General features: G+C 42.1%; 29 protein-coding genes. 1 reads left to right on the top strand and 28 read right to left on the bottom strand.

Annotated features, from left to right (window positions below):
- Positions 1-12: 12 nt before the first annotated feature.
- The 21 genes from NKR21_RS18860 to prfA form a co-directional block, all read right to left on the bottom strand.
- Positions 13-408: a F0F1 ATP synthase subunit epsilon gene (locus NKR21_RS18860; RefSeq protein WP_003214592.1), complete on the bottom strand. Its 396-nt coding sequence runs from the start codon at positions 406-408 to the stop codon at positions 13-15.
- A 24-nt stretch (positions 409-432) separates the two neighbouring features.
- A complete protein-coding gene (gene atpD, locus NKR21_RS18865; protein WP_012011546.1) occupies positions 433-1,854 on the bottom strand; it encodes a F0F1 ATP synthase subunit beta in 1,422 nt (473 codons plus the stop codon).
- Between the two features lie 24 nt (positions 1,855-1,878).
- Positions 1,879-2,745 (bottom strand): F0F1 ATP synthase subunit gamma, encoded by an 867-nt coding sequence (locus NKR21_RS18870; RefSeq protein WP_012011547.1) that lies wholly within the window; start codon positions 2,743-2,745, stop codon positions 1,879-1,881.
- Positions 2,746-2,833: 88 nt separating this feature from the next.
- Positions 2,834-4,342 (bottom strand): F0F1 ATP synthase subunit alpha, encoded by a 1,509-nt coding sequence (atpA, locus tag NKR21_RS18875; RefSeq protein WP_012011548.1) that lies wholly within the window; start codon positions 4,340-4,342, stop codon positions 2,834-2,836.
- Positions 4,343-4,358: 16 nt separating this feature from the next.
- Complete coding sequence (locus NKR21_RS18880) at positions 4,359-4,904, bottom strand: F0F1 ATP synthase subunit delta (protein WP_144455365.1); 546 nt, start codon at positions 4,902-4,904, stop codon at positions 4,359-4,361.
- Positions 4,901-5,413, bottom strand: coding sequence for a F0F1 ATP synthase subunit B (gene atpF, locus NKR21_RS18885; RefSeq protein WP_012011550.1), 513 nt, complete (start codon positions 5,411-5,413; stop codon positions 4,901-4,903). The genes NKR21_RS18880 and atpF overlap by 4 nt, the downstream gene beginning before the upstream one ends.
- A gap of 120 nt (positions 5,414-5,533) precedes the next feature.
- Positions 5,534-5,746, bottom strand: coding sequence for a F0F1 ATP synthase subunit C (atpE, locus tag NKR21_RS18890; protein ID WP_003214968.1), 213 nt, complete (start codon positions 5,744-5,746; stop codon positions 5,534-5,536).
- Positions 5,747-5,794: 48 nt separating this feature from the next.
- Positions 5,795-6,529: a F0F1 ATP synthase subunit A gene (atpB, locus tag NKR21_RS18895; RefSeq protein ID WP_012011551.1), complete on the bottom strand. Its 735-nt coding sequence runs from the start codon at positions 6,527-6,529 to the stop codon at positions 5,795-5,797.
- Between the two features lie 7 nt (positions 6,530-6,536).
- Positions 6,537-6,920 (bottom strand): ATP synthase subunit I, encoded by a 384-nt coding sequence (locus tag NKR21_RS18900; protein ID WP_003215321.1) that lies wholly within the window; start codon positions 6,918-6,920, stop codon positions 6,537-6,539.
- A gap of 496 nt (positions 6,921-7,416) precedes the next feature.
- Positions 7,417-8,046 carry a uracil phosphoribosyltransferase gene (gene upp, locus NKR21_RS18905; protein WP_003214553.1) on the bottom strand — a complete coding sequence of 210 codons (630 nt, stop codon included), beginning with the start codon at positions 8,044-8,046 and terminating at the stop codon, positions 7,417-7,419.
- 147 nt (positions 8,047-8,193) lie between these two features.
- Positions 8,194-9,441 (bottom strand): serine hydroxymethyltransferase, encoded by a 1,248-nt coding sequence (gene glyA / locus NKR21_RS18910; protein ID WP_012011552.1) that lies wholly within the window; start codon positions 9,439-9,441, stop codon positions 8,194-8,196.
- A gap of 176 nt (positions 9,442-9,617) precedes the next feature.
- On the bottom strand, positions 9,618-10,157 hold the full coding sequence (locus NKR21_RS18915) for a TIGR01440 family protein (RefSeq protein WP_012011553.1): 540 nt from the start codon (positions 10,155-10,157) through the stop codon (positions 9,618-9,620).
- 12 nt (positions 10,158-10,169) lie between these two features.
- Complete coding sequence (rpiB, locus tag NKR21_RS18920) at positions 10,170-10,619, bottom strand: ribose 5-phosphate isomerase B (protein ID WP_012011554.1); 450 nt, start codon at positions 10,617-10,619, stop codon at positions 10,170-10,172.
- Between the two features lie 140 nt (positions 10,620-10,759).
- Positions 10,760-11,218, bottom strand: a complete 459-nt coding sequence (locus NKR21_RS18925) for a low molecular weight protein arginine phosphatase (protein WP_144455363.1) — start codon at positions 11,216-11,218, stop codon at positions 10,760-10,762.
- A 63-nt stretch (positions 11,219-11,281) separates the two neighbouring features.
- A complete protein-coding gene (locus NKR21_RS18930) occupies positions 11,282-11,836 on the bottom strand; it encodes a manganese efflux pump MntP (protein ID WP_012011556.1) in 555 nt (184 codons plus the stop codon).
- A gap of 60 nt (positions 11,837-11,896) precedes the next feature.
- Positions 11,897-12,949 carry an L-threonylcarbamoyladenylate synthase gene (locus NKR21_RS18935; protein WP_144455360.1) on the bottom strand — a complete coding sequence of 351 codons (1,053 nt, stop codon included), beginning with the start codon at positions 12,947-12,949 and terminating at the stop codon, positions 11,897-11,899.
- Between the two features lie 161 nt (positions 12,950-13,110).
- Positions 13,111-13,554 carry a GNAT family N-acetyltransferase gene (locus tag NKR21_RS18940; protein ID WP_012011558.1) on the bottom strand — a complete coding sequence of 148 codons (444 nt, stop codon included), beginning with the start codon at positions 13,552-13,554 and terminating at the stop codon, positions 13,111-13,113.
- 63 nt (positions 13,555-13,617) lie between these two features.
- Positions 13,618-14,274: a stage II sporulation protein R gene (gene spoIIR / locus NKR21_RS18945; protein WP_144455358.1), complete on the bottom strand. Its 657-nt coding sequence runs from the start codon at positions 14,272-14,274 to the stop codon at positions 13,618-13,620.
- Between the two features lie 119 nt (positions 14,275-14,393).
- Positions 14,394-14,873: a hypothetical protein gene (locus NKR21_RS18950; RefSeq protein ID WP_012011560.1), complete on the bottom strand. Its 480-nt coding sequence runs from the start codon at positions 14,871-14,873 to the stop codon at positions 14,394-14,396.
- 138 nt (positions 14,874-15,011) lie between these two features.
- On the bottom strand, positions 15,012-15,899 hold the full coding sequence (gene prmC / locus NKR21_RS18955; RefSeq protein WP_144455356.1) for a peptide chain release factor N(5)-glutamine methyltransferase: 888 nt from the start codon (positions 15,897-15,899) through the stop codon (positions 15,012-15,014).
- Positions 15,889-16,956 (bottom strand): peptide chain release factor 1, encoded by a 1,068-nt coding sequence (prfA, locus tag NKR21_RS18960; RefSeq protein ID WP_144455354.1) that lies wholly within the window; start codon positions 16,954-16,956, stop codon positions 15,889-15,891. The genes prmC and prfA overlap by 11 nt, the downstream gene beginning before the upstream one ends.
- A gap of 210 nt (positions 16,957-17,166) precedes the next feature.
- Between prfA and racA the strand changes: the two genes are divergently transcribed.
- The gene (racA, locus tag NKR21_RS18965; protein ID WP_012011563.1) at positions 17,167-17,715 is read left to right on the top strand and encodes a chromosome-anchoring protein RacA; all 549 of its coding nucleotides are present in this window, start codon (positions 17,167-17,169) and stop codon (positions 17,713-17,715) included.
- A gap of 34 nt (positions 17,716-17,749) precedes the next feature.
- Here the strand turns inward: racA and NKR21_RS18970 are convergent, their stop codons facing one another.
- From NKR21_RS18970 to NKR21_RS19000, 7 genes are all read right to left on the bottom strand, one after another.
- Positions 17,750-18,706: an AEC family transporter gene (locus NKR21_RS18970; RefSeq protein ID WP_012011564.1), complete on the bottom strand. Its 957-nt coding sequence runs from the start codon at positions 18,704-18,706 to the stop codon at positions 17,750-17,752.
- Between the two features lie 92 nt (positions 18,707-18,798).
- Positions 18,799-20,499, bottom strand: a complete 1,701-nt coding sequence (malS, locus tag NKR21_RS18975; protein WP_144455352.1) for an oxaloacetate-decarboxylating malate dehydrogenase — start codon at positions 20,497-20,499, stop codon at positions 18,799-18,801.
- A gap of 279 nt (positions 20,500-20,778) precedes the next feature.
- Positions 20,779-21,381, bottom strand: a complete 603-nt coding sequence (locus NKR21_RS18980) for a thymidine kinase (RefSeq protein WP_003214626.1) — start codon at positions 21,379-21,381, stop codon at positions 20,779-20,781.
- An 87-nt stretch (positions 21,382-21,468) separates the two neighbouring features.
- Positions 21,469-21,669, bottom strand: coding sequence for a 50S ribosomal protein L31 (gene rpmE, locus NKR21_RS18985; RefSeq protein WP_003215407.1), 201 nt, complete (start codon positions 21,667-21,669; stop codon positions 21,469-21,471).
- 130 nt (positions 21,670-21,799) lie between these two features.
- The gene (gene rho / locus NKR21_RS18990) at positions 21,800-23,083 is read right to left on the bottom strand and encodes a transcription termination factor Rho (RefSeq protein ID WP_003215202.1); all 1,284 of its coding nucleotides are present in this window, start codon (positions 23,081-23,083) and stop codon (positions 21,800-21,802) included.
- Between the two features lie 363 nt (positions 23,084-23,446).
- Positions 23,447-24,412 carry a class II fructose-bisphosphatase gene (glpX, locus tag NKR21_RS18995; protein ID WP_012011567.1) on the bottom strand — a complete coding sequence of 322 codons (966 nt, stop codon included), beginning with the start codon at positions 24,410-24,412 and terminating at the stop codon, positions 23,447-23,449.
- Between the two features lie 32 nt (positions 24,413-24,444).
- Positions 24,445-25,734, bottom strand: a complete 1,290-nt coding sequence (locus NKR21_RS19000) for a UDP-N-acetylglucosamine 1-carboxyvinyltransferase (protein ID WP_012011568.1) — start codon at positions 25,732-25,734, stop codon at positions 24,445-24,447.
- Between the last annotated feature and the right edge of the window lie 174 nt (positions 25,735-25,908).

A 25,908-nucleotide genomic window follows, 5' to 3' on the forward strand; every position in this document is an offset into this window, starting at 1 on the left:
GGATTTTCTGTTTTATTTCCCTGCTACATTTAAACGGTTTAACGCCCGTTTTAATGCGAGTTCCGCCCGGCGTACATCACTTTCATTCGGGTGGTTCAAATGCTCTTCAGCACGCTGTTTCGCTGATTTCGCACGATCGACATCAACTTTATCTGATGTTTCAGCGGCCTGAGCAAGAATGGTTACTTGTTCAGGGCGAACTTCAACAAATCCGCCACTTACTGCAACCAATTCAGTTGATCCACTATGTTTTAAGCGAACTGCACCGATTTTTAGCGGAGCAACCATTGGAACGTGGCCAGCTAAAATACCAAGCTCACCGCTTTCTGCTCTGACACTGACCATTTCCACATCCGCTTGATACACTGGGCCGTCGGGAGTAACGATATTGACTTGAACGGTCTTCATGCTTTTACCCTCCTAAGGACCAGATTAGGCCTCTACACCCATCTCTTTGGCTTTTTCAACCACTTCTTCAATGCGTCCAACTAAGCGGAATGCATCTTCTGGAAGGTGATCATATTTACCAGATAAGATTTCCTTGAAGCCTTTAACAGTTTCTTTCAATGGCACGTAAGAACCTTTTTGGCCAGTGAACTGCTCTGCTACGTGGAAGTTTTGAGATAGGAAGAATTGAACACGACGCGCTCTGTGTACCACAAGCTTATCGTCCTCTGATAATTCATCCATACCTAAAATGGCAATGATATCTTGTAGTTCTTTATAACGCTGCAATGTTTGCTGCACTTCACGCGCAATGGCATAGTGCTCTTCGCCAACGATCTCAGGTGCAAGTGCACGAGATGTTGAAGCAAGAGGATCAACCGCTGGGTAGATACCCATTTCAGTCAGCTTACGCTCAAGGTTTGTCGTTGCATCAAGGTGAGCGAACGTTGTTGCTGGAGCTGGATCCGTGTAGTCATCCGCAGGTACATAGATCGCTTGAATCGATGTAACCGATCCTACGTTTGTAGACGTGATACGCTCTTGCAGCTGACCCATTTCTGTTGCAAGTGTCGGCTGATAACCTACCGCTGAAGGCATACGTCCAAGAAGGGCTGATACTTCAGAACCTGCTTGTGTAAAGCGATAGATGTTATCGATGAAGAACAATACGTCTTGACCTAGTTCATCACGGAAATGCTCTGCCATTGTCAAACCAGTTAGGGCAACACGCATACGTGCACCTGGTGGCTCGTTCATTTGTCCGAAGACCATGGCTGTTTTTTCGATAACGCCAGAATCTTTCATTTCGTAGTAAAGGTCGTTTCCTTCACGTGTACGCTCTCCAACACCAGCGAATACAGAAATACCGCCGTGTTCTTGTGCGATGTTGTTGATTAATTCTTGAATCAGAACAGTTTTACCTACACCAGCTCCACCGAATAGACCGATCTTTCCGCCCTTGATGTAAGGAGCAAGAAGGTCAACAACTTTAATACCCGTTTCAAGAATTTCAACTTCTGTAGAAAGTTGATCAAATGAAGGCGCTTGTCTGTGGATTGGATCTCTTTGAGCTTCCACACCAAGTGGCTCATCTAAATCAATGTTATCTCCCAGTACGTTGAATACACGTCCAAGTGTTACGTTACCAACTGGTACTGAAATTGGTTTTCCAAGGTCTACAGCTTCCATACCACGCTTCACACCATCTGTTGAAGCCATTGCGATGGTTCTCACTGTATCGTCACCTAAATGTAGTGCTACTTCTAAAGTTAAGTCGATATCAACTTCACTTTCACTTTCCGCTTTATGCGAAACTCTGATCGCATTATAAATCTCAGGCAAGTGACCATCTTCAAAACGAACGTCTACAACTGGTCCCATGATCTGACTGATGCGTCCTGTTTTCATTGCATTCCCTCCTGACAATTATTTCTATTCTAAGGCAGCTGCTCCGCCGACAATTTCTGTAATCTCTTGTGTAATCGCTGCTTGACGAGCACGGTTGTAAGAGAGTGTCAGGCTGTCGATCAATTCCTTTGCATTGTCTGTTGCACTCTTCATTGCTGTCATTCTTGCAGCATGTTCACTTGCTTTACTGTCAAGAAGCGCACCGAAAATCAAACTCTCTGCATATTGAGGAAGGAGAACTTCAAGAATTTCTTCTTCAGAAGGCTCAAACTCATAAGATGCGGAACGTTTATTAGGTGTCGCTGCGGCCGAAATGTCCGTTAGCGGCAATAATTTCTTCTCTGTTACTTCTTGTGAAATGGCACTGACAAAGTGGTTATAGAACATGTAAAGTTCGTCAAACGCTTCATCAGAGAACATTTGAACTGTACTGCTTGCTAATTCTTTAATATCAGCAAACGCTACTTCGTCTCCAAGCCCTGTTACTTCAGAAATAACTGGAATACCGCGCTTTTTGAAGAAGTCGCGTCCGATTTTACCAATCACAATCACCGCATATTCATCAGCTGACTGATGACGAGATTGAATGGTTTGGTAAGCGGCACGCAAAATCGAGCTGTTAAAAGGTCCTGCAAGTCCTCGATCAGATGTAATGACGAGATATCCTGTTTTCTTGACAGGTCTTGAAAGAAGCATTGGGTGCTTAGCACTTGTTCCAGTTGCGATTGCAGCAACCACTTCCTGGATTTTCTCCATGTAAGGAACAAAAGACTTCGCATTGTTTTCAGCACGATTCAGTTTCGCAGCTGATACCATTTGCATCGCTTTTGTGATCTGACTCGATTTTTTCGTTGACGTGATCCTTGACTTTATATCGCGTAATGAGGCCAAAGATTTCACCACCTTTTTTCAGGAATCCGTGTTCATTTACGTGAAAAGAGAGAAAAAGAGAATCTTTTTCTCTCGGAAAGATTACTAATTAGTTGCTTGGTGCAAACGTACGTTTAAAGCCTTCGATTGCTGTATTCCACTCTTCATCAGCAGGCATGTTTCCTGTTTGAGAGATCGTGTCAAACAATCCTTTATGGTTTTCTTCAATGTACATGAATAACTCAGCTTCGAAACGTTTGACATCAGCAACCGCAACATCGTCTAAGTATCCTCTTGTGAGTGCATAAAGAATCGCTACTTGTTTTTCAACTTTAAGCGGTTTGTTCAAGTCTTGTTTTAGGACTTCAACTGTTCTAGCACCACGGTTTAATTTTGCTTGAGTCGCTTGGTCTAAATCAGATCCAAATTGAGCGAAGGCTTCAAGCTCACGATAAGAAGCAAGATCCAGACGAAGTGTACCTGCTACCTTTTTCATCGCTTTGATTTGTGCAGAACCACCTACACGGGATACAGACAATCCTGCGTTTACTGCTGGACGTACGCCTGAGAAGAAGAGGTCAGATTGTAAGAAGATCTGTCCATCTGTGATTGAAATAACGTTTGTTGGGATATATGCAGAGATATCGCCAGCTTGCGTTTCTACGAAAGGCAATGCTGTGATAGAACCGCCACCCTTTGCGTCACTAAGCTTCGCTGCACGCTCTAATAAACGAGAGTGAAGATAGAAAACATCACCAGGGAATGCCTCACGACCTGGAGGACGACGAAGCAATAATGAAAGCTCACGGTAAGCTGCCGCTTGTTTAGAAAGATCATCATATACAACAAGGACGTGCTTGCCGTTATACATGAATTCCTCACCCATCGTTACACCTGCATAAGGAGCAAGGTAAAGGAGTGGAGCTGGCTGTGATGCAGAAGCTGTGACTACAATTGTGTAATCAAGCGCACCATGCTTACGAAGTGTTTCAACAACACCACGAACTGTTGATTCTTTTTGTCCGATCGCTACATAAATACAGATCATGTCTTGATCTTTTTGGTTTAGGATCGTATCAATTGCAACAGATGTTTTACCTGTTTGACGGTCACCAATGATCAATTCACGCTGTCCGCGTCCGATTGGAATCAAGGCATCAATTGCTTTAATCCCTGTTTGAAGCGGCTCATGTACAGATTTACGATCCATAACGCCTGGTGCTTCACTTTCGATTGGACGAGTTTTGCTTGTTAAAATTGGACCTAGTCCATCAACAGGCTGACCAAGTGGGTTCACAATACGTCCGATTAACTCTTCACCAACTGGAACCTCCATGATACGACCTGTACGTTTTACGTCGTCACCTTCGCGGATATCTTTGTAAGGTCCTAAAATAACGATACCTACGTTAGACTCCTCAAGGTTTTGAGCCATACCCATTACACCGTTAGAGAACTCAACCAGCTCTCCTGCCATAATGTTGTCAAGGCCATGTACACGCGCGATACCGTCCCCTACTTGGATGACTGTACCGACATCTTTTACTTCAATTTCAGATTGATAGTTTTGGATTTGCTGCTTTATCAGCGCGCTAATCTCTTCAGCTTTGATACTCACTAAGGTTTCACCCCTTCTAACGATTTTCGCCTGCAAGCTGACGTTCAATGCGGGAAAGCTTTCCGCTGACACTGCCGTCATAAATGCGGTTTCCGATACGGATTTTCACTCCGCCTATTAGATCCTTGTCAATCACATTTTCAACACGAAGTGATGTGACTCCGGCTTTTTTGGCAAATACTTCAGATAAAGATTGAATTTCAGCACCACTCAGCGATTTCACTGAGTACACGATCGCATCGTCTATTTGTTTCGTGCGGTTTGCCAGTTTCACAAACTCAGACGTCATTTCAGAGAAAATATTCGTGCGTCCGCGGTCAATCAATAAATACATTGTGTGCAATACATGTGTCGAAACACCTTTGAAAGCTTCTGCAATCAAATGCTTCTTTTTGTCTGCCGTAATCTTTGGATGAACAAGAAAGTCATTCAATTCTTGGTCAGCCTTTAGAACTTTTTTGATCTCATTCAGCTCTTTTTCAGTTTCGTCTACTGCCGAAGAAGCAAGAACGATGTCAAAAAGAGCAGAAGCGTAACGCTTAGAGACAATAGTCACGCTCATCGGCTTTCGCCTGCCTCTTTAAGATACTCTTGAATCAATTTCTCTTGTGCTTGCTCATCAAGTTCTCTTTCAATCACTTTAGATGCAATAAGTACAGATAGTGATGCAACCTGCTCGCGCAGTGCAGCCACAGCTTGTTCTTTTTCTTTCACGATTTCAGTTCTAGCAGAATCTTTCAAGCGCTCTGACTCTTGACGTGCTGCTTGAATGATCTCTTCTTTTTGTTTCTCACCAATCTTTTTCGCATTTTCGATGAGTGTATGTGATTCTTCGCGTGCTTCTTTCAATAAGACACGTTGTTCTTCAAGAAGCTTTTCAGCTTGAACGTGCTTTTGTTCAGCACTTGAAATTTCATTTCCTATATAATCTTCACGCTGTTTCATAATCCCTAATAAAGGCTTAAGCGCAAATTTCTTTAAAAGTGCAAGCAGAATGAGCATAGCGATCAACTGGAATATGATATCTCCGGTGTTTAGACCTGCTCCTAAAACTACTGGTAACTGAGACATTTAGTACGGCAACTCCCTTCTTTAAATAATATGTTAAGAAACAAAACATAAAGGAATGGCGAAGTTTCGAACTAATCTGATCTTCGCCATTAAAATTCATATTAGAACGCTTCTCACATATTAACCAAAGAATGCCAAGAATGCGATAACGACAGCGATAATTGGAAGTGCCTCAACTAAAGCTACCCCGATGAACATAAGAGTTCTTAGTTCTCTACCAGCTTCTGGCTGACGAGCGATTCCTTCAACTGTTTTAGATACGATTAGACCGTTACCAATACCTGCTCCTAGTGCTCCCAAACCGATTGCAATTGCTGCTGCTATTAAATTCATTAAAAAGCTCCTCCTTTAAAATAACGTCCATTTTGGACTCTCAATTTTTTAGTGTTCATCGCTGACTTTATGAGAAATGTACACCATTGTCAGCATGGTGAAGATAAATGCTTGGATTGTTCCGACAAACAAACTGAATGCCTGCCATACAATCATCGGCACGATGGCACCTAATGTACCAATGATACCAAGCGCAATGTTTTGCGAATAGAAATTGGTCGCAAGTCCTGCAAGCAAACCAAGAAGAATCTCTCCAGCAAAAATGTTTCCATAAAGACGCAAACCAAGTGTTAACGTGTTTGCAAATTCTTCAATAATTTTCAATGGTACTAAAAGTGGAATTGGTCTAAAGTAGTCTTTCGTATATTCCTTGACTCCTTTTGCCTTGACACCATAGTAATGTGTCAAGCCCATGACCATAACCGCTAGTGTCATTGTGATTGCAGGGTCTGCTGTTGGTGATTTCCACCACAAGTTGTGATCGACCGAAATCGAAAATGGCAGTCCAAGCATGTTTGAAACAAATATGTACATGAGTAATGTAACGCCTAGCGCTAGAAATGGGGCTCCTGTTTTCATGTCCATCGAACTACCTATGATATTTCGAACAAAATCAACAATCCATTCCATGAAGTTCTGCGCCTTTGTCGGACGAATAGACAGAACACGAGTAGTCAGCACCGCTATGAGAAGAACGATGATACTAGCAATCGTAATCATGAGAACATTGGATAAGTTGAACGTTAACCCTAAAAATTCTGTCGTTTTTGAACTGTGACCCAAAGAGTATTCACCTCTCTTCCATAGTAGAACGTTTAAGTTGAATGAAGGAATCTATCATAATGACAGGATATATTGTCATTAATCCTATAACAACACCTGCCAGATGAACTTCATTAGGGTAACGCCAAGCAATCGCTACTGCGAGAATTGCGTTGGCCCACCTGGCTGTACTTCCCATTGAACGAATGGATTTTCCTTTTTTAACCGCTCGATCAAAAGCGTGCATTCTCCGTATAAGAAGGAATAAATTAAAGAAAGCAAAAATTGTGCCGATAATCAAACCAAGAAACAGTGGTTTAAAACCAGGCATGGCATAGCCAAACACAAAAATTGCCAATAGATAGAACATGTATTTACTCTGTCTGCGGAAAATCGCGTTTGGATCGTTCATTCATCTGACTCCCGATGAAAAGTATTGTAAAAAAGGTGATAAATGGTGATGAAAACTGCGTAGAAGACGCTTATGATAAGCAGTCCTGTTCGAAAAAAATCAATCACCCATCGGTCTAATTGCACAATCAGACTTGAAATCTAATGATCTATGGGATGTTGCTTCATTCGCTGATACAAACCCTGATTATTAAAGGGTTCACAATGAGGATTAGTAGAGTGCTATAGGCTATGAAAACCTTACCATAATACCCTCGTTTAGCATACAATAGCGTCTATGATGTGTCAATCCGTTGAAAGTTAAAAAACTTTTCTATAATGATAGAGCACACAAAATGTTCACAATTTCATCAAACTTTAGGAGACCCGTGACATTCATTGAAAAAAACAGCTAATGTTCAGTATACATTGATTTTTCTAAGAACGATATCAACCGTTTGTCATATATTTCAAAAAGCCCACATGCACGTTTGCATGTGGGCTTTTATTAAAACATGTTATTTCGTTCCATACATACGGTCACCGGCATCACCAAGACCTGGGATAATGTAACCTTTTTCGTTTAATTTCTCATCTAATGCTGCAATGTAGATATCAACATCAGGATGGTGCTTTTGCATTTCTTCTACACCTTCAGGAGCAGCAATCAGACACATGAAGCGAATGTTTTTCGCCCCGCGTTTTTTCAAGCTGTTTAATGCTTCGACTGCTGAACCACCAGTTGCAAGCATTGGATCTACTACGATAAATTCACGCTCTTCCACATCAGATGGAAGCTTCACATAATATTCAACAGGTTTTAATGTTTTCGGATCACGGTATAAACCGACATGTCCCACTTTAGCAGCTGGAATGAGTTTCAAAATCCCGTCCACCATTCCAAGACCTGCTCTTAAAATTGGCACAACACCGAGTTTCTTCCCTGAGATCACGTTTGATTTTGCTACTTGTACAGGTGTTTCTACATCTACCTCTTCAAGCGGTAGATCTCTTGTGATTTCAAATGCCATTAATGTTGCGACTTCATCCACTAGCTCTCTAAATTCTTTTGTTCCTGTATGAACGTCACGAATATATGTAAGTTTGTGTTGAATAAGCGGGTGATCAAATACATAAACCTTTGCCATAGCTTGCTACAACTCCTTTTCTGTCATCTTCCGGTGAACTTTGCACACTTCCTACAATTCTACATAAAAAGACATCATCTTTCAATATGATTCGCAAATCCTACAAAAAAAACCCACATGCCAAAAATAGGCAAATGGGTCTGCTTTTTAATAATCTAATTCGTTATATAGAGGAAAGCGGGCAGTCAGATCAGATACACGCTTTTTCGCTTCTTCTAATTTCGCTTCATCTTCATGATGTTTGAGAGCAAGCGCAATAATAGAACCGACTTCTTTCATTGCCTCTTGGTCGAAACCGCGGCTTGTCACTGCTGCTGTACCAACACGTACACCACTTGTGACAAAAGGTTTTTCTGGATCATAAGGAATCGCATTTTTGTTCACTGTAATACCGATTTCATCAAGAACATTTTCTGCAATTTTTCCTGTGATGCCAAGAGAACGCAAGTCGATAAGAACAAGGTGGTTATCCGTTCCACCAGACACAAGCTGAATATCTTCAGATAAAAGGGTTTCAGCTAACTGCTTTGCATTGTCAATGACGTTTTGTGCATATGTTTTAAAATCTCCGTTCAATACTTCACCGAAAGAAACAGCTTTTGCAGAGATGACATGCATCAGTGGTCCACCTTGAATACCAGGGAAGATCGATTTGTCGATCTTTTTACCAAACTCTTCACGGCATAGAATCATTCCGCCGCGTGGTCCACGTAATGTTTTGTGAGTCGTCGTTGTCACAAAATCTGCATATGGAACTGGATTTGGATGAAGACCTACTGCAACAAGACCTGCAATGTGAGCCATGTCGACCATAAAGTAAGCACCGACTTCATCCGCAATCTCACGGAACTTTTTGAAATCAATTTGACGTGGGTATGCACTTGCACCCGCAACGATGAGCTTCGGCTTATGTTCGCGTGCTTTTTCAAGTACATCTTGATAGTCGATATGCTGCGTTTCTTTATCAACACCATATTCTACAAAATTGTACTGTACACCACTAAAGTTAACAGGGCTTCCGTGTGTTAAATGCCCACCATGTGACAAGTTCATACCTAGCACTGTATCGCCATGCTCAAGAATGGTAAAGTATACGGCCATGTTCGCTTGAGCACCTGAGTGAGGCTGTACGTTCACATACTCAGCGCCAAAAATTTCTTTTGCGCGGTCACGTGCGATATCTTCTACAACGTCTACATGTTCACAGCCGCCATAGTAGCGTTTACCAGGATAGCCCTCTGCATATTTGTTTGTTAATACAGAACCTTGTGCTTCCATGACTGCTTCGCTTACAAAGTTTTCTGATGCAATTAATTCAATTTTGTCCTGCTGGCGTTTCCGCTCTAGTTGAATTGCCTTGAATACTTGTGCGTCTTGCTCAGGTAAATGTTTCATCAGCGAAATCCTCTCCAATCTATTTCCATTCGATGTTTTCACCATCTCATTGTACACGGTTTTTGAGTGAAATGTAAAAGTTTTTTTGGAAAATCGACTTCTTTTTTTGCGAAAAACCGAATATTCAAGTGGTGAAGCGCCTTCATCATTCAATATTTTATTAGAATATATCTAAGCTATGATCTTGTATAAACCGCTCGTTCTCCGCCAATCAGCTTCGGACGCGTTTTCGCAAATGTCACATGTGCATGCCCTAATTGATGGCGACTGAGGCGAACAGGTACAGCGACTCTCTTTAGATGCATCCCAATGAATGTATCACCAATATCAATTCCAGCATGCGCCTCGATGGATTCAACTAACACAGGATGTTCCATGTGCTGATACGCATGAGCCGCCATCGAACCACCCGCCTTTCGGACAGGTACTGCCTCCACAATCTCTAGGTTAAGCCGGAAAGCCACTTCTTCTTCCACAACAAGAGCACGATTCAGATGCTCACAGCACTGGAAAGCCAGCTCAATGCCAGTTTCTCGTCTTAACTGATCTAATTCTTGATAGATAGACACAGCGATTTGCTCACTTCCTGCTGTCCCAATATGCTCCCCAGCCACTTCTGATGTACTGCATCCGATCACTAAGATGTGCCCAGCACGCAGTTCGACCATTTGATGAAACTCTTTTAACATTCCAAGCCAATCTTGACCAATGTTCATGTTAAGCGCTCCTTATAGGTGCTTTTCTTCGTACTCAGCGATCTTACCAATCCGTACAGCATGACGTCCTGCAGTAAACTCTGTTGTCAGCCAAATATGCGCAATTTCACGTGCTAATCCAGGTCCAATGACTCGTTCTCCCATTGCAAGGACGTTTGTGTCATTATGTTCTCTAGTCGCTTTCGCACTAAATGTATCATGCGCCAGCGCACAGCGAATTCCTTTTACTTTGTTTGCTGAGATACTCATACCGATGCCTGTCCCGCAAATTAAAATGCCGCGGTCCACTTCTCCGTTTACCACCATGTTGGCTACAGGAAAAGCATAATCTGGGTAGTCTACAGAACCTGATCCACATTCACAACCCATATCAATGTATTCAATCTTCAATTCATCCATCAGTTGTTTGATTTCTTCACGAATATTCGTTCCGCCGTGATCGGATGCAATAGCTACTTTCATCGGGCAATTCCTCCTAAGGGTGAGTTGATCTGTTATGCCTTACATTTATTCTTTATTTACAGTTATATTTTAACCTCTGCTTGGCCATTTGCAAACAAAAGCAGAAAAACCGTTATTGCAACGGTTTTACAGGTTGTCCATTATGAGGATGTCCAATCCTTTTTCAATTTCTCAGCCAGCTGATGGAGCAATCCTTCAAGCTCATCACGTGTTTCCTGATAAACAGACAGGCTACCTCCGAATGGATCGGATACATCACCTTCTGCTCCTGTCGCGAATTCCTTTAGAGTGAAGGTCTTGTCTTTTGCATGTGCATATTGTTCCACAATCAACTGTTTATGTTGCATGGTCATGGTGAAAACGTAATCAGCTTCTCGCAGAAGATCCTCTGTCAGTTTTGCTGAAGAGTGATTCAGCGGAATGCTTTTCTCAAATAATGCTTCGACTGCTTGAGGCGAAGCCTTCCCAGCATCTGAGGCAAAAATGCCCGCTGATTTCACAGTGACCTCTAAACCTTTATCTTGTGCAATTGAAGCAAAAAGGGCTTGAGCCATCGGACTTCTGCATGTATTTCCCGTACAAACAAATAAGATTTTCATCTTTCGCCCTCCTTTTCTTCTATTATATAGCATTTCATTCTACATGTTGTGTAAGGAGGCTGACTAGAGCGGAAATAATAATTTGATACCAAAGGCTAGTAAAATGATTCCGCCAAGCGCCCCGCTATAGGACCCCACCCATGATCGAACCTGTTTACCGAGTAATAATCCAAGCCAAGTGAGGATCATACTAAAAAAACCAAACAATAAAATGGTCATCCATACATGAGAACCGTAAATTCCGAGGCTTAAACCAACGGAAAAACTATCTAAACTAACACTTGTTGCGAAAAGAACAAGACCAGCGCCAACCGGTGCGATAAATGGTTTGTCTTCTTTCCGAATAGACGCAATGATCATTTGCAGCCCGAGCACCAAAAGCAGCGCCCCGCCGATATAGGTGGCAAGGAGACCGAGCCAGCCTGATAGGAGTTGACCTGTTAGCATACCAAAAAGCGGCATAAACATATGAAATATCCCAATGACAAGTCCAATATAAATGATCTGGCGGAACCTCAGCTGAATCATTCCCATGCCAAGTCCAACCGAAAAAGCATCCATCCCTAGTGCAAAAGCCATGATGCTGAGCGTCAGCAATTCGCCGGCTAGTTCGTACATGTAAATCCCCCTTGGACACGCATTCTCCTTTAACCTATGTTTGTCCAAGAAGGGTTAGAACTATTTGAATGAAGAGAGAGTGCGCCCTCCTGCCGCTTTTTGCAGACGGTTCATAATTGCTGAACCAACCCCCTGCTTTGAAAAGGTTTCTGAAATAATAACATCTACATCTGTCTCATCAAATTGTCTCAGCACGCGATATAAGTTTGCTGCTATCGTTTCAGGTTTTTCTCTCCATCCACAGCTGAAAACAACATCTGCCGCAAACAACGATTTCTTTTCTTCTGTTGTCAGCACACCCACTTTTAAACCTTCTGTCTGGTATGTTTGAATGTGACGCTGCAACTCTTCATCACTTCCATGAAAAAGGTACATTTTAGCTTCAGGAGCATAGTGTGTGTATTTCATCCCTGGCGATACAGGCGCTTCGTCCTTTTTTGTCAGCCCTGGGTCAATACTGACCGTTCCTACTACCTCTTCTAAAGCTTCTTTTGTAATTCCGCCCGGTCTTAGGATGACTGGAATCTCATCCACACAGGATACGACCGTTGACTCAACGCCAATACCAGTTGAACCACCATCGACAATCCCAGCGATTCTCCCATCGAGATCACTTGCTACATGGTCAGCTTGTGTCGGAGAAGGTTTACCTGAACGGTTGGCACTTGGAGCGGCAATCGGCAGACCAGCCGTTCGGATAAGCTCAAGCGCAATCGGATGGTCAGGCATTCTCACACCGACCGTGGATAAACCCGCTGTGACCTGCTTTGATAAAGTGCCCGGCTTACACGGAAGCACAATGGTTAAAGCACCCGGCCAAAAGGCTTTCATCAATGCCTTTGCTTTTCCACTTTCTATTTGTGCAAATTCATGTAGCTGCTCAACCTCCGCGATGTGGACAATCAATGGATTATCACTTGGACGCCCTTTCGCTTCATATATTTTCATGACAGCTTCTGTCTCTTTTGCATTAGCCCCTAGTCCATACACCGTTTCTGTCGGAAAAGCGACTACTTCGTTTTGCTTCAATAACAACGCTGCCTGTTCAATTTGTGGATAGTATGTGGATAAATCCTTTTCTAAATCCACAGACCACCTTTTTGTATTTAACATCATACAAACTCCTTTTAAAAAAGATAAAACTGTTGATATATCTCAATTATCCTTTTGAAAGTATAAAAGATGATGATCAATAAAACAAGCGTTGTCCACAATTTGTGGATAACGCTTGTTTAACGGTGGATAAGTATGTGTATAAGTTCAATATATTGTGATTAACTGGCTTTTTTTTGAAGGACCACAGCCTGTTCTTTCGCTAAGATCTCTTTTGCATGTGCAGATACCCACATGCTTTCCGGAATATCCTCTAAAGCCGTGAAGCCCATTAATGCCAAAAAATCATGTGAGGAGGAGTGGTTGGCAACGACATAAAACGTATCCACACCTATTTTTCCTCCAAGCGTTTGAACACTTTGGAATAAAGACACGATATGTCCTTGACCTAGTTTATCTGATATGACAAGAGACCGTAGCAAGCCCTCTTGTTCACTCAGTTGCTCAAGACCTAAACACCCTGCCAGTTGACCGTCCGCATCTTCCATAACAACAAATGTCGTACGCTCTGCAAGTGTGACGCCGCCTTTCGCTTGTCCTTTTTCAAGAAAAGCATTAATGGCTGGGGCATCTTCTTCTGTGGCTATTCTTAACTGATAATACATGCTTTCACCTCTTTTTGATCTCTTACTTCAACTCTATGAGGTAAAAACAGATTTATACCTTTTTTAGGAGAAAAGACTAGAGACCCAATCAAATAAAAAGAATTTCACTTCACTCGTCTCTTCTTTCTTTTCTTTGACCGCTTCATTCACAGACTCATCTGTTTGCTGGGCTGTCACTTCGTTCTCTTCATCACCCTCTGGCGATGCGATGGCTTCTCCATTTGAAAAATCGATAAAGCAAAGCGGCGGGAATAATACACACCACCAATTGGCTCCATCCCCTTCTCCTAGCGTAATTAAAATGGCTTCATATTTCCCAGCAGGATAAACGAAATTTCCATAAAGCTTTGTTGGAAATGAGGCTTTTTGGAAGCTGACTGATACGGATTGATCAATGTGCTGCTCCTTCAATTTCGCTTTGGCAATACGATTGATTTCTGGCAGCTTGGACCGAATCACACGTCTTGCTTCTTCAATAGATGTAAGGTCTTTGACCCATTCCGTCATATTGGCATTGACTTCGTCACGTATGCTTCTTTTCACATCCTGATCTTGTGAACGATCACTATTTGCTAAAATGCGTAATCGAATGGCTTCATCTGGTATCACAACAGGCTGATTCGCAGAAGCAGCCGCTGTCTCTTCCTTGCCAAGGTTTGCAAAAGCACCGCATAATAATAGAAACATATAAAGACATATCATCATTTTACTTTTAAACATGATGTGTTCCCCCCACTTTTTCTCTTCGCTACAAACATTGTGTCCAGGAAACCCATCTCATAAACAGAAAAGATGATTTTTTTAATAGATTGTAAGTCAAATGAAAAAAAACCGTTCCATTAAGAACGGCTTTGGAGTGAGGATTGGTAATCGGAAGGGTACAGTCTTCCATCCCAATCTCGGCTAATTTTTAGCCCTGCATCTGTTTTGATGACAGTCATTGCTCCTTTTTTCTTGATTTCTTTTTTGACTTTTCCTTTTTGATTAATAAATTGAATCATCATTTCATAGTTAAATTCAATTCTGTCATCGCTTTCATCTGAAGGCGTAAACGTAATTTTCTTCAGCTTAATTTGACAATCTTGATCCTTTGCTGCTTCTAATACGCTCGGGAACATGCTGTCTTGTGTATATTCTTGATATTCATGCTCGGTTAAATAAGACTTCAACTTCTCCTTCATGTCAGTTAGGTCATCTGTTCGATTCACTGTGTATTGTGCTTTTTTATAGCTTTCTCCAAATGCTGCTGCTTCTTTTTTAAAGCTCGGTTTGCCACAAGCACTCACAATCAATAGTACACTGACGATGACCAACACCATCGCATACCTTCTGTTCACACCATTCGCTCCTTCAAAACAAATTTATGTAAAAAAATCATGATCAGAATGTTCATTCTTCTATATATACGTTTCTCTTTTACCATAAGTTTCATCTTTACATAATAAAATAGTCCGACTTTATTCAGCCGGACTTTCCGTTTTGATGTGTGCACAAACAGCTCGGTCTTTCCCGTTAATATCCTTGACGATGCGGACATCTGCCGCGGGAAATGACTGCAAGAGAAGTGTTTTTACATCTTGCCCTTGCTTATGTCCGATTTCAAAGACAACGACCGCCTGCTCATGAAGTACATGGTGAAGATCACGAACGAGACGCTTGTAAAACCACAAACCATCACGTCCATCTGTCAGCGCATTTACTGGCTCATGCTTCGTGACCACCTCTGACAAACTGCCCATTTCGTCTGCCGCAATATAAGGCGGGTTGGAAATAAACAGATCCACTTTGATGCCTTGATCCTTGATCGGTTCGAGTAAGTCCCCTTGTAAAAAATGGACATCTGCACCAAGCGCTTGTTGATTCCGCTTTGCTACCGCAAGGGCTTCATGTGAAATATCCGTCGCTGTGACAGATAGTGTTTCTTTCTCAAGAGCGAGCGTAATCGCAATTGCCCCGCTTCCTGTACCCACGTCCACTGCTTTGAGCGGCTGATCGTGCGGGAAGATGTCACTCATCAAATTCAGCGCCGCCAAAACGACCTCTTCCGTTTCAGGTCGAGGAATGAGAACATGTTTGTTCACCTCGAAGGGACGGCCGTAAAAAAATTCAATACCTATTAGATGTTGAACTGGCACGCCTTTCTTGTGCTGCGTGACAAACTCGCGGAATAACCGATCTTGCTCATCTGGCAACTGATCATGAAAACGTGCAAGAAGTTCACTTCTGCTTAGGTCCAATACATGCATCAAAAGAAGCTCTGCTGCGTTTTGGTCTCTACCGGCTTCCGTTAACAAAGAAGAAGCCCATTTAAGGGCTTCAAAGATGGTTCGCTGATTATTTTGCATTTTGAAGCTTTCTTGATTGGTCTTCCATAATTAATGCATCAATGACCTCGTCAAGTTTTCCTTCTAAAATTTGATCAAGCTTTTGAATCGTCAATCCGATGCGGTGGTCTGTTACACGGTTTTGCGGGAAGTTGTACGTACGGATACGCTCTGAACGATCCCCTGTTCCAACAGCAGATTTACGTGTTTGATCATATTCAGCCTGTGCTTCACGCTGGAATTTATCATAAATTCTCGCACGTAATACTTTCATGGCTTTCTCTTTGTTTTTGATTTGTGATTTCTCATCCTGACAGGATACAACCACTCCTGTTGGAAGGTGAGTTAATCGAACAGCAGACATGGTTGTGTTAACACTTTGTCCGCCAGGTCCACTTGATGTGAAAGTATCTACACGGATGTCCTTTTCATGGATATCAATTTCAACTTCTTCAGCCTCAGGCAAGACAGCCACTGTCGCTGTTGATGTATGAATCCGTCCACCTGATTCTGTTTCCGGAACGCGCTGCACGCGGTGTGCGCCGTTTTCAAACTTTAGTTTCGAATATGCGCCTTTCCCGCTAATCATAAAGATAATCTCTTTATAACCGCCAGTTCCAGTCACACTCGCTTCCATGACCTCTGTTTTCCAGCCCTGCATTTCAGCATAACGGCTGTACATACGGTAAAGGTTTCCTGCAAAAAGCGCGGCCTCTTCTCCTCCTGCTGCACCACGAACCTCCACAATAACGTTTTTATTGTCATTTGGATCTTTCGGGATCAGCAAGATTTTCAGCTCGTCTTCTAAACGTTCTGTTTCCTCTGTGAGCTCTGAAATTTCTTCTTTGACCATGTCGCGCATCTCGGCATCCAGCTTATCTTCCAGCATTGCTTTCGCTTCGCTCAACTGGTCGTATGCCGCACGATATTGTCTATATACCTCAACAGTTTCTTGAATATCAGATTGTTCCTTCGAATATTCACGAAGTTTCGTAGGGTCGTTCACCACTTCAGGATCACTTAAATATTCATTTAACTTTTCATAGCGTTCTTCAATTGATTTTAAACGGTCTAACATGGTCTTCACCTCTGTTTTGTGCGTAACAGTCTAATTATAGTATAGCGGGGTATGACAGTCAAAAAAATTTCCAAAACAATTGATTCTCTGCAATTTTCCGCTAGAAAACACGATCTTTGCCGATTGGTTACTTGTTTTGTCTAACGTGAAGGAACAGTTCCTCCTTGAAGAGAATGGTACTTATAATTGAAAAAAGGGAGGGCATTTGGTTTGAATACAAATGAGGTTGCAAAAGAAATTGGCGTTTCTTCAAAAACGATTCAGCGTTGGGTCAAACAGCTCAACATCCCTGTCGCCCGGAATGAACTTGGACATTATGAATTCCATGAAGATATTGTACAACTGCTCAAAGAAGTCAAACACCAAATGAGTGAGGGTGTGATCCTTCAAGACATTCGACTGCCAATCCACTCAGAAACCGTTCAACAGTTATCGCCTGCTGTAGAAACTGATGTCTCTACTAAACGGATTGAAGCATTAGAAAAGCAAGTGAATCAGCTCATTCAGCAGCAATTGCACAGCACTGATGTAGAAAAACGACTGCAAGAACTTGAACGGAAATTGGCTAAAAAAGCGGACGAAGGTGTATCATACCAGCTGCTCCAGCACCGCAGAGAAATTGAAGATCTCACCACTAAACTTGAGCGTCTGACCGAAAGATTAAAACAACCCTCTCAAATAGAAGAAAAAAAGGAAATCACGCAACCTGACATCAAAAAAAAGCGTGTGCTCTTCCCTCTGTTTCATTCATTTCGCTAAGAAAGGCTGCCTCATGAGGCAGCCTTCTACTATATTATACGGTAAGCGCAATAATGATCGGTAATGTTATGAGTGACATGATGGCACTGATCACAAATGCGGATGCCGTTTCTGCCTCTTGTTTCTCAAATCGTGTCGCGATCATCGCTGCAACAGCTGAACCTGGGAAGGCAACAAGCAATACAGCTTTTGTAATTTCATCAGCCGAAAGACCCATAAGAATGGCGATAAGATACATAAGAAGCGGTTGAACAGCTACTTTTAATAGTGCAATACTGAAAGCAGGTAAGCTCAGTTTAATTTTTCGAATACCTACAGTGACACCGACTGCGAATAGCGCAACCCCTGACGTCACACTTCCAATTTCCTCTAGCATTTCATGTCCAATTTCAGGTAGTTTAAATCCTAAGAGTACAAGGATGATACTAGCTAGTGGTGCAAGTGCAAGCGGCTCTGATAAACCGTGCAAAATCGCTTTTGTCGTCATTTTTAGGAAACTTTCGCCATCTTTGGCTTTTCCTTTTGTTTTTTCACCGACAGTTGACACAATAATCGCAATTGGATCAAGCAATGCATTTACAACTATTCCGGTAATAGCAATCGGAATTGCAACTTCTTGAGCCCCAAATAAACTGCCCAAGACCGGAATCCCCATAAATGCAAAGGTCGGTTGTGCTGAGTTTAACGAGAAAACAGATGAATCTGTTAAATCATATTTAAACGCAAATTTCGTAACTAAAAGGATAATGATATAAAAACCAACGATTCCGAAAATCAATGCAACGAAAAATGGAATTTGACTATAGAATTTATCTTTTGGTGTTGACAGAATGCTGGCGATAAAGTGCGCTGGCAAAGCATACTTTGTAACAAGTGTACTTACACCTTTTGCAGATTTAGCGTCATAGCTGCCGAAGTTCCCTGCGAACCAACCCAGCGCGATAACGAAAAAAATCGGTGCTAGGAGGATCAAAATATTTAAAAAGTCCATCTTACTATTCCTCCTTGAATCCTTTACATGTTTCTTTATTTTGTTGCGGCATTGCTTAGATTACCCGAAACAATGCCGCGTTACACATTTTATTATGCTCTTACAATTTTTTTATATTCAGGAATCCACATTGCATCTTTCACAGCTTGTTCGATGTCGTCAGGTGTTTTTCTTGCGACACCATCTTTAATTGCTGCTTTTGCTACTTCAATAGCCACTTTAATAGAAACTTCTTGTAACTTATCAATGCTTGGAAGTAGACCAGCACCTGGTTTATCATGATCAACCATTTCAGCAATCGCATCCGCTGAAGCAACGAACATGCCTTTTGTGATGATTTTTGATTCCGTTACGATTGAACCAAGACCAAGTCCAGGGAATACGAACGCATTGTTTGATTGTCCAATTTCATGTTCAATTCCGTTATACTCAACGTTTTCGAACGGGCTTCCTGTTGCAACAAGTGCACGGCCGTCTGTCCATTTGAATAGATCTTCTGGAACTGCTTCCGCAAGTGGTGTTGGGTTAGACATTGGCATGATCACTGGGCGCTCTGTATGAGCTGCGATTTCTTTAATGATTTCTTCAGTGAATGCGCCGCCTTGACCTGATGTACCAATTAGAATCGTTGGCTTCACCTGGCGAACAGCTTCAGCAAATGAGATTTGGCCTTTTTCATCACGTGCCCAGCCTTCTACTTCATCAGAAGAACGAAGGTATGGTTTTTGGAAATCAAACACTTCATCTTCGAATTGATCTGTCAATAAACCTCTGTAGTCTAATGTCCAGAAAGCATTGTTTGCTTCTTCTTCAGTTAGACCTTCAAGAACCATTGTGTCACGCATTTGATCTGTGATTCCGATTCCAGCTGAACCAGCTCCGAAGATCATCACACGGTGATCTTTCAATTGAGTACCAGTTTTCTTGACAGCCGCAAGAACACCCGCTAAAGTAATGGCACCAGTACCTTGAATATCATCATTGAATGTTAAGATGTTATCATTGTATTTTTTCATGATGTTACGTGCGTTTTTGTTTCCAAGGTCTTCCCAGTGAAGTAATGCTTTCGGGAAGAATTTAAGCGCTGCTTTTACATAAGCATCAATGAATTCCTCGTATTTTTCACCTTGTACACGTTTGTGGTGGTTTCCGATGTATAATGGATCATTCAATAATTTTTCATTGTTTGTTCCAACATCTAATACGACTGGAATCACGCGGCTTGGATCAATACCTGCTGCAGCCGTGTAAACAGCTAATTTACCGATTGCGATGTTGATACCACCGACACCCCAGTCACCAATTCCAAGAATGCTCTCAGAGTCAGTTGCTACGATTAGGTCGATATCTCCTGCTGTTGCATGTAAGTTTTCAAATGCTTTCTCAATGCCGTCAATGTTGTCGATTGAAAGATAGACACCATGAGGTCTTCTGTATTCATGGCTGTATTCTTGAATCGCTTCACCAACAGTTGGTGTGTACACAACTGGAAGCATTTCACGAAGCTTGTCTGATATAAGCTTATAGAACAATACTTCGTTACGGTTTTGCAAATCACTTAAGTATACGTTTTGACGAAGACGATCTGGCTGTGCTAGGAATTGCTTGTACGCTCTCTCCGCTTGTTGTTCTAAAGTGAGAACAGTTGGAGGAAGTAAGCCTTCTAGTCCAAGCTCTTGTCTTTCTTCTTCAGAGAAAGCAACGCCTTTGTTCAACGTTGGAATCGATAATACATCTTTACCTGTCAAAGTGGTTTCGAGGTACCCTTCTTTTGTTTTCTTCACGTTGTTCATCAAAAACTACCCTCTTTCTAAAATATAAATAAAGTGAACTATTAATTTAAAGAACGATTAAGGAGGAAAATCCTTAATCAAAAAAATTATGACAAGAAATCGAACTTTTCGTTAAAATGCTTTACACTACAGTTAGTCATTTTATGCCTGCTTATGCTAAAACGCAAGCGTTGAAAATTAGATAATTTTTTCGTAGCGTTATTTAATTTATTTAAGTACAAATGATGGGTGTTCAGCCAAAATCTCGAAAAACGAAACACAGCGGCATTTGCTATTTTTTTAATTGTCAAGTGTTGTACCAACGTCAAGCCTTGGTACTTCATGGTGATGTCTGCATCGTGCTTCGTATGATTCCTGCGCACCTACTAAAATAATGGGATCATCATAGGATGCGGGTTTACCGTCGATTAAGCGTTGTGTTCTACTCGCTGGGGAGCCGCATACCGAACAAACTGCTTGAAGTTTTGTTACAAGCTCTGCACATGCCATTAAATGCGGAACAACACCAAATGGCTCTCCTCTAAAGTCTTGATCAAGGCCTGCAACAATGACTCGGTAACCTTTATCAGCCAATTGAGTGACAATGTCAATGATTGTCTCATCAAAAAATTGCACCTCATCTATGCCAATGACATCGGTTCTTTCTGATATGTGCGTTATTATGTCTTTTGGTGAGGCTACTGCAATCCCATCGACCGATGAACCGTTATGTGAAACAACTGAGCTAGTACTATATCGGTTATCAATCGCTGGTTTGAATATTTTTACTTCTTGTTTGGCAAAGGTGGCCCTTTTGGCTCTCCGAATCAATTCTTCCGACTTTCCAGAAAACATACTTCCGCAGATGACTTCAAGCCAACCGCTTTGTTTCATCACATACATAAGGTCTTCTCCCCCGTTTTAAAGTTCCATCAATCCACGTAAAAAAACAGGCAAGAACGGATTCCTGCCTGTTTATTGTATCTATTATTACTTAAGACCGTATTTTTTGTTAAAGCGGTCAACACGTCCATCAGCAGAAGCGAATTTTTGACGGCCTGTATAGAAAGGATGGCACTCAGAGCAAATCTCGATGCGTACCTCTTCTTTTACTGATCCAGTTTCAAACTCATTTCCACAAGCGCATTTGACTGTAGCTTTTTTGTAGTTAGGATGAATTCCTGTTTTCATCTACTGTCATCTCCTTCCGCCCTGAATCCAATTCGGAAACAGAGTTAATATCTCAGAATAAATTCTGAAACGCACATGATGAAATTATAACAGTGTGAGTCTATGATTGCAAATGTATTTTTTCAACAAGCTATCTTCTAGATGCAGACATGTTCGCTTGTTTCCATTCTTGCGTTAAAATATCGAAAAATTCTTGATTTGTCTTTGTCTTTCTCATTTTGCGCATGAACTTCTCAGCAAAGTCAGGTGTATCTGACATCGATTTCCTCATCGCCCATAAACGATCAAGATGCTCTTTTGGTACAAGCAGTTCTTCTTTTCTCGTTCCAGAACGACGAATGTCGATTGCTGGGAAAATTCTTCTTTCTGCAAGAGAGCGGTCTAAATGTAGCTCCATGTTCCCTGTTCCCTTAAATTCCTCATAAATCACATCATCCATACGTGATCCTGTATCAACAAGCGCAGTGGCTAAAATCGTCAAGCTTCCGCCTTCTTCAATGTTACGCGCAGCACCAAAGAAGCGTTTTGGACGGTGGAAAGCCGCTGGATCAATACCGCCGGAAAGCGTTCGGCCGCTTGGCGGGATGACAAGGTTGTATGCACGAGCAAGCCTTGTGATGCTGTCCATTAAGATGATGACATCTTTCTTATGTTCAACAAGACGCATGGCACGCTCTAATACAAGCTCTGCTACTTTAATGTGGTTTTCCGGTACTTCGTCAAAGGTTGAACTAACAACATCCCCTGCAACAGAACGTTCGATATCTGTTACTTCCTCCGGGCGTTCGTCAATTAACAGGACAATTAGCTCTGACTCTGGGTGATTTTCAGAAATGCTGTTGGCAATTTCTTTGAGCAAAATGGTTTTCCCAGCCTTAGGCGGTGCAACAATTAAACCACGCTGCCCAAACCCAACTGGTGCCATCATATCCATAATTCTAGTAGACAGGTGATTAGGCTGTGTTTCAAGAATCATTTGACGATCAGGGAATAGCGGCGTGAGTGCAGGAAAGTGAACACGTTCCTTAGCTGATTCTGGGTCGTCCCCATTTACCGCTTCGACATGAAGGAGGCCATAGTAGCGTTCATTCTCTTTTGGAGGTCGTACCTTTCCAGACACCTTATCTCCGTTTCGTAAATCAAAGCGTCTGATTTGTGAAGCTGAAATATAAATGTCTTCAGAACTTGGAGAGTAGTTAATTGGTCTTAAGAAACCAAATCCCTCAGACTGAATAATTTCAAGAACCCCTTCCATAAATAAGAGATCCTCTTGCTCAGCATTCGCCTTTAAGATGGCAAAAATCAATTCTTTTTTTGTTAGTTTGCTGTAATAAGAGATTTTGTACTTTTTTGCTAACTCATACAGCTCTTTTAATTTCATATTTTCCAAAGATGAAATCGAAACATCTTTCAATATGGACACCACACTTTTCTAGTCAATGTATTTCATTACAAATGCATGACCATTGTATTTGATTAGCTTTTAATTCCGTTTTGTTGGAATGACCTCGCTCTCATGGTAACGCTCCCACTCGTTTTATCGTAAAGATAGGAACAATGTGAAATTGAGCTTTGTCAACATAGAGAAGGATAATGAGTATATCGTCATGATGCGGCAGTATTTAAACTTGTTGAAGCTTAAAAGAAGTAAATTCGCAGAAAATTTCGCAGCACTCTTTAGTTTTACCTCATTTGCAGAGAATATTCAACTTTAAAAAGAAAATGATATACATTTGACACCTATATGAAAAGCGGGTAATGAATACCCGCTTTCAGATTACGGACGAATGACAAGATTCGGTTTTTTCTTTAAGCTGTGTCTGCCATCTACGAAACGAACTGTACCTGATTTCGCACGCATCACAACACTATGTGTTGTTCCAACAGAGCCTTTGAATTGAACACCTTTTAATAGCTCACCGTCTGTTACACCAGTCGCAGCAAAAATGGCGTCGTCGCCTTTCACGAGGTCTTCCATTCTTAAGACTTTGCCAACATCCAGCCCCATTTTCTCACAGCGTCTGAGTTCTTCTTCACTTTGAGGAAGAAGCTTTCCGTGGATTTCACCACCAAGTGCCTTTAACGCAACAGCAGAAAGGACACCTTCTGGCGCTCCGCCTGAACCAAATAGAATATCAACACCTGTATGATCAAATGCTGTATTAATGGCTCCTGCAACGTCACCATCATCGATCAGTTTGATTCTTGCTCCTGCTTCTCTCAGTTCAGCAATGATTTTCTCATGTCGATCTCTGTTTAAAATCGTTGCAACCACATCTTCAATATCTTTGTTTTTTGCTTTTGCTACAGCACGAAGATTGTCAATGACAGGCGCTTCAATGTCGATGCAGCCTACCGCTTCTGGACCTACTGCGATCTTATCCATGTACATATCAGGTGCATTCAGCAAGTTGCCATGATCTGCCACCGCAATAACAGCTAAGGCATTCCAGCCGCCGCTTGCCACAATATTTGTTCCTTCTAAAGGATCAACAGCTACATCCACACGAGGTCCGTATCCGTTCCCAAGCTTTTCCCCAATATAAAGCATTGGTGCTTCGTCCATTTCCCCCTCGCCAATGACCACTGTTCCTTTCATCGGAATGGTATCAAATACATCACGCATTGCACTTGTTGCAGCATCATCTGCTTCGTCTTTTAATCCTCTTCCCATCCAACGAGCAGATTTTAATGCAGCTGCTTCTGTCACCCGTACTAGTTCCATCGATAAACTTCTTTCCATTTTTGTCCAAATCTCCTCTCACAGTCAAAGCCTTATGAATTTTGAAGTTCTTCTATTTCTTGGTCACTCAGCTTTTCACGCCAGATGGTTGCACCCAAGCCTTCAAGCTTCTTCTCAAGCAAACTATATCCTCTGTCTATATGTTCAAGCCCTGTGATTTCGGTCACACCGTCTGCCATTAACCCTGCAACCACGAGACAAGCACCTGCACGCAGGTCACTTGCTTTCACCTTTGCTCCTTGAAGCTGCGTTTGTCCAGTAATAATGGCAGATCTTCCTTCGACCTTCATGTTTGCACCCATTCGACGCAATTCGTCAATATGCTTAAAGCGGGCTGAGTAGATCGTATCTGTGACCACACTCGTGCCTTTCGCCTTTGTTAACAGCGCCGTCATCGGCTGCTGAAGGTCCGTTGGAAAGCCCGGATACACAAGGGTTTTAATATCGACAGGCTTGAGTCCTTCGTTTCTGCCAACGATCAGCATTTGATCGTTGCTTGTTTCAATGGTGAACCCCATCTCTCTAAGTTTCGCCGTAATTGATTCTAAATGAGTTGGGATCACATTATCAAGTACAACTTCATCTCCCATCGCAGCACCGGCAATTAAAAAAGTGCCTGCTTCTATACGATCAGGGATGATGGAATGCTTACAGCCATGAAGAGATTCTACACCTTCGATTCGAATCACATCAGTACCCGCACCTTTGATTTTGGCTCCCATGCTCGCAAGCAATGTGGCTACATCAATAATTTCGGGTTCTTTTGCGGCATTTTCAATTAACGTTTTTCCTTCAGCCAGTACAGCTGCCAGCATGATATTGATGGTCGCACCTACACTGACCACATCAAGGTAAATACGGGCTCCAACTAATTTTTCAGCGCGCAAATAAATGGCACCCTGCTCGTTTGTCACCTCGGCTCCGAGTGCTTCAAACCCTTTGATATGCTGATCAATCGGCCTAGGTCCTAAGTGGCATCCTCCTGGCAGCCCAATGACAGCCTGCTTGAATCTTCCCAGCATAGCGCCCATTAAATAATAAGACGCACGCAGTTTCTTCACTTTTCCATTAGGAAGCGGCATACTGATCATGGAAGCAGGATTGACGACCATTTCGCCTTTTTCAAATGTGACCTTTCCGCCAATCTCTTCTAACAGATCTCGTAATGTGTCAATATCTGAAATATGCGGAAGGCCCTCAATCGTTACTGGAGAATCAGCGAGAATCGTGGCAGGAATCAGTGCCACTGCACTATTTTTCGCACCACTAATATGTACGGTCCCGCGTAAGGGGTCACCGCCGGCAATGTTTAACTTTTCCATATTTGTCTCCCTTCTTAAAGAAGATCACTGTTGGAGTTATACTGTTTGTGGATGTCGCGCTTTAAAAGGTCTTGTCCAAAATTTAGCCAATATCAAGAGAAAGAATACAGGTTAAACGAAATTTGTCGGAAGAAAAATAATCGAAGCTTTGCGAGGCTGTGATGTTCTCTTCTT

Origin of the sequence: Bacillus sp. 1735sda2 (genome assembly GCF_024159245.1) — a bacterium.
In the GTDB taxonomy this organism is placed as follows: Bacteria; Bacillota; Bacilli; order Bacillales; family Bacillaceae; genus Bacillus; species Bacillus pumilus_O.

Bases quoted from the DNA above. Each gene is read 5' to 3' on its own strand.
- NKR21_RS18860 (WP_003214592.1), bottom strand. From the start codon at position 408: ATGAAGACCGTTCAAGTCAATATCGTTACTCCCGACGGCCCAGTGTAT.
- atpD (WP_012011546.1), bottom strand. From the start codon at position 1,854: ATGAAAACAGGACGCATCAGTCAGATCATGGGACCAGTTGTAGACGTT.
- NKR21_RS18880 (WP_144455365.1), bottom strand. From the start codon at position 4,904: ATGAGCGTGACTATTGTCTCTAAGCGTTACGCTTCTGCTCTTTTTGAC.
- atpF (WP_012011550.1), bottom strand. From the start codon at position 5,413: ATGTCTCAGTTACCAGTAGTTTTAGGAGCAGGTCTAAACACCGGAGAT.
- atpE (WP_003214968.1), bottom strand. From the start codon at position 5,746: ATGAATTTAATAGCAGCAGCAATTGCAATCGGTTTGGGAGCACTAGGA.
- NKR21_RS18900 (WP_003215321.1), bottom strand. From the start codon at position 6,920: ATGAACGATCCAAACGCGATTTTCCGCAGACAGAGTAAATACATGTTC.
- upp (WP_003214553.1), bottom strand. From the start codon at position 8,046: ATGGCAAAGGTTTATGTATTTGATCACCCGCTTATTCAACACAAACTT.
- glyA (WP_012011552.1), bottom strand. From the start codon at position 9,441: ATGAAACATTTACCTGAGCAAGACGCACAAGTATTCAAGGCAATTCAA.
- NKR21_RS18915 (WP_012011553.1), bottom strand. From the start codon at position 10,157: ATGAACATTGGTCAAGATTGGCTTGGAATGTTAAAAGAGTTTCATCAA.
- rpiB (WP_012011554.1), bottom strand. From the start codon at position 10,619: ATGAAAGTAGCTATTGCATCCGATCACGGCGGAACGAATATTCGTGAA.
- NKR21_RS18925 (WP_144455363.1), bottom strand. From the start codon at position 11,218: ATGAAAATCTTATTTGTTTGTACGGGAAATACATGCAGAAGTCCGATG.
- NKR21_RS18930 (WP_012011556.1), bottom strand. From the start codon at position 11,836: ATGTACGAACTAGCCGGCGAATTGCTGACGCTCAGCATCATGGCTTTT.
- NKR21_RS18935 (WP_144455360.1), bottom strand. From the start codon at position 12,949: ATGTTAAATACAAAAAGGTGGTCTGTGGATTTAGAAAAGGATTTATCC.
- NKR21_RS18940 (WP_012011558.1), bottom strand. From the start codon at position 13,554: ATGTATTATCAGTTAAGAATAGCCACAGAAGAAGATGCCCCAGCCATT.
- spoIIR (WP_144455358.1), bottom strand. From the start codon at position 14,274: ATGTTTAAAAGTAAAATGATGATATGTCTTTATATGTTTCTATTATTA.
- NKR21_RS18950 (WP_012011560.1), bottom strand. From the start codon at position 14,873: ATGGTGTTGGTCATCGTCAGTGTACTATTGATTGTGAGTGCTTGTGGC.
- prmC (WP_144455356.1), bottom strand. From the start codon at position 15,899: ATGCAAAATAATCAGCGAACCATCTTTGAAGCCCTTAAATGGGCTTCT.
- prfA (WP_144455354.1), bottom strand. From the start codon at position 16,956: ATGTTAGACCGTTTAAAATCAATTGAAGAACGCTATGAAAAGTTAAAT.
- NKR21_RS18970 (WP_012011564.1), bottom strand. From the start codon at position 18,706: ATGGACTTTTTAAATATTTTGATCCTCCTAGCACCGATTTTTTTCGTT.
- malS (WP_144455352.1), bottom strand. From the start codon at position 20,499: ATGAACAACGTGAAGAAAACAAAAGAAGGGTACCTCGAAACCACTTTG.
- NKR21_RS18980 (WP_003214626.1), bottom strand. From the start codon at position 21,381: ATGTATGTGATGAAACAAAGCGGTTGGCTTGAAGTCATCTGCGGAAGT.
- rpmE (WP_003215407.1), bottom strand. From the start codon at position 21,669: ATGAAAACAGGAATTCATCCTAACTACAAAAAAGCTACAGTCAAATGC.
- glpX (WP_012011567.1), bottom strand. From the start codon at position 24,412: ATGGAAAGAAGTTTATCGATGGAACTAGTACGGGTGACAGAAGCAGCT.
- NKR21_RS19000 (WP_012011568.1), bottom strand. From the start codon at position 25,734: ATGGAAAAGTTAAACATTGCCGGCGGTGACCCCTTACGCGGGACCGTA.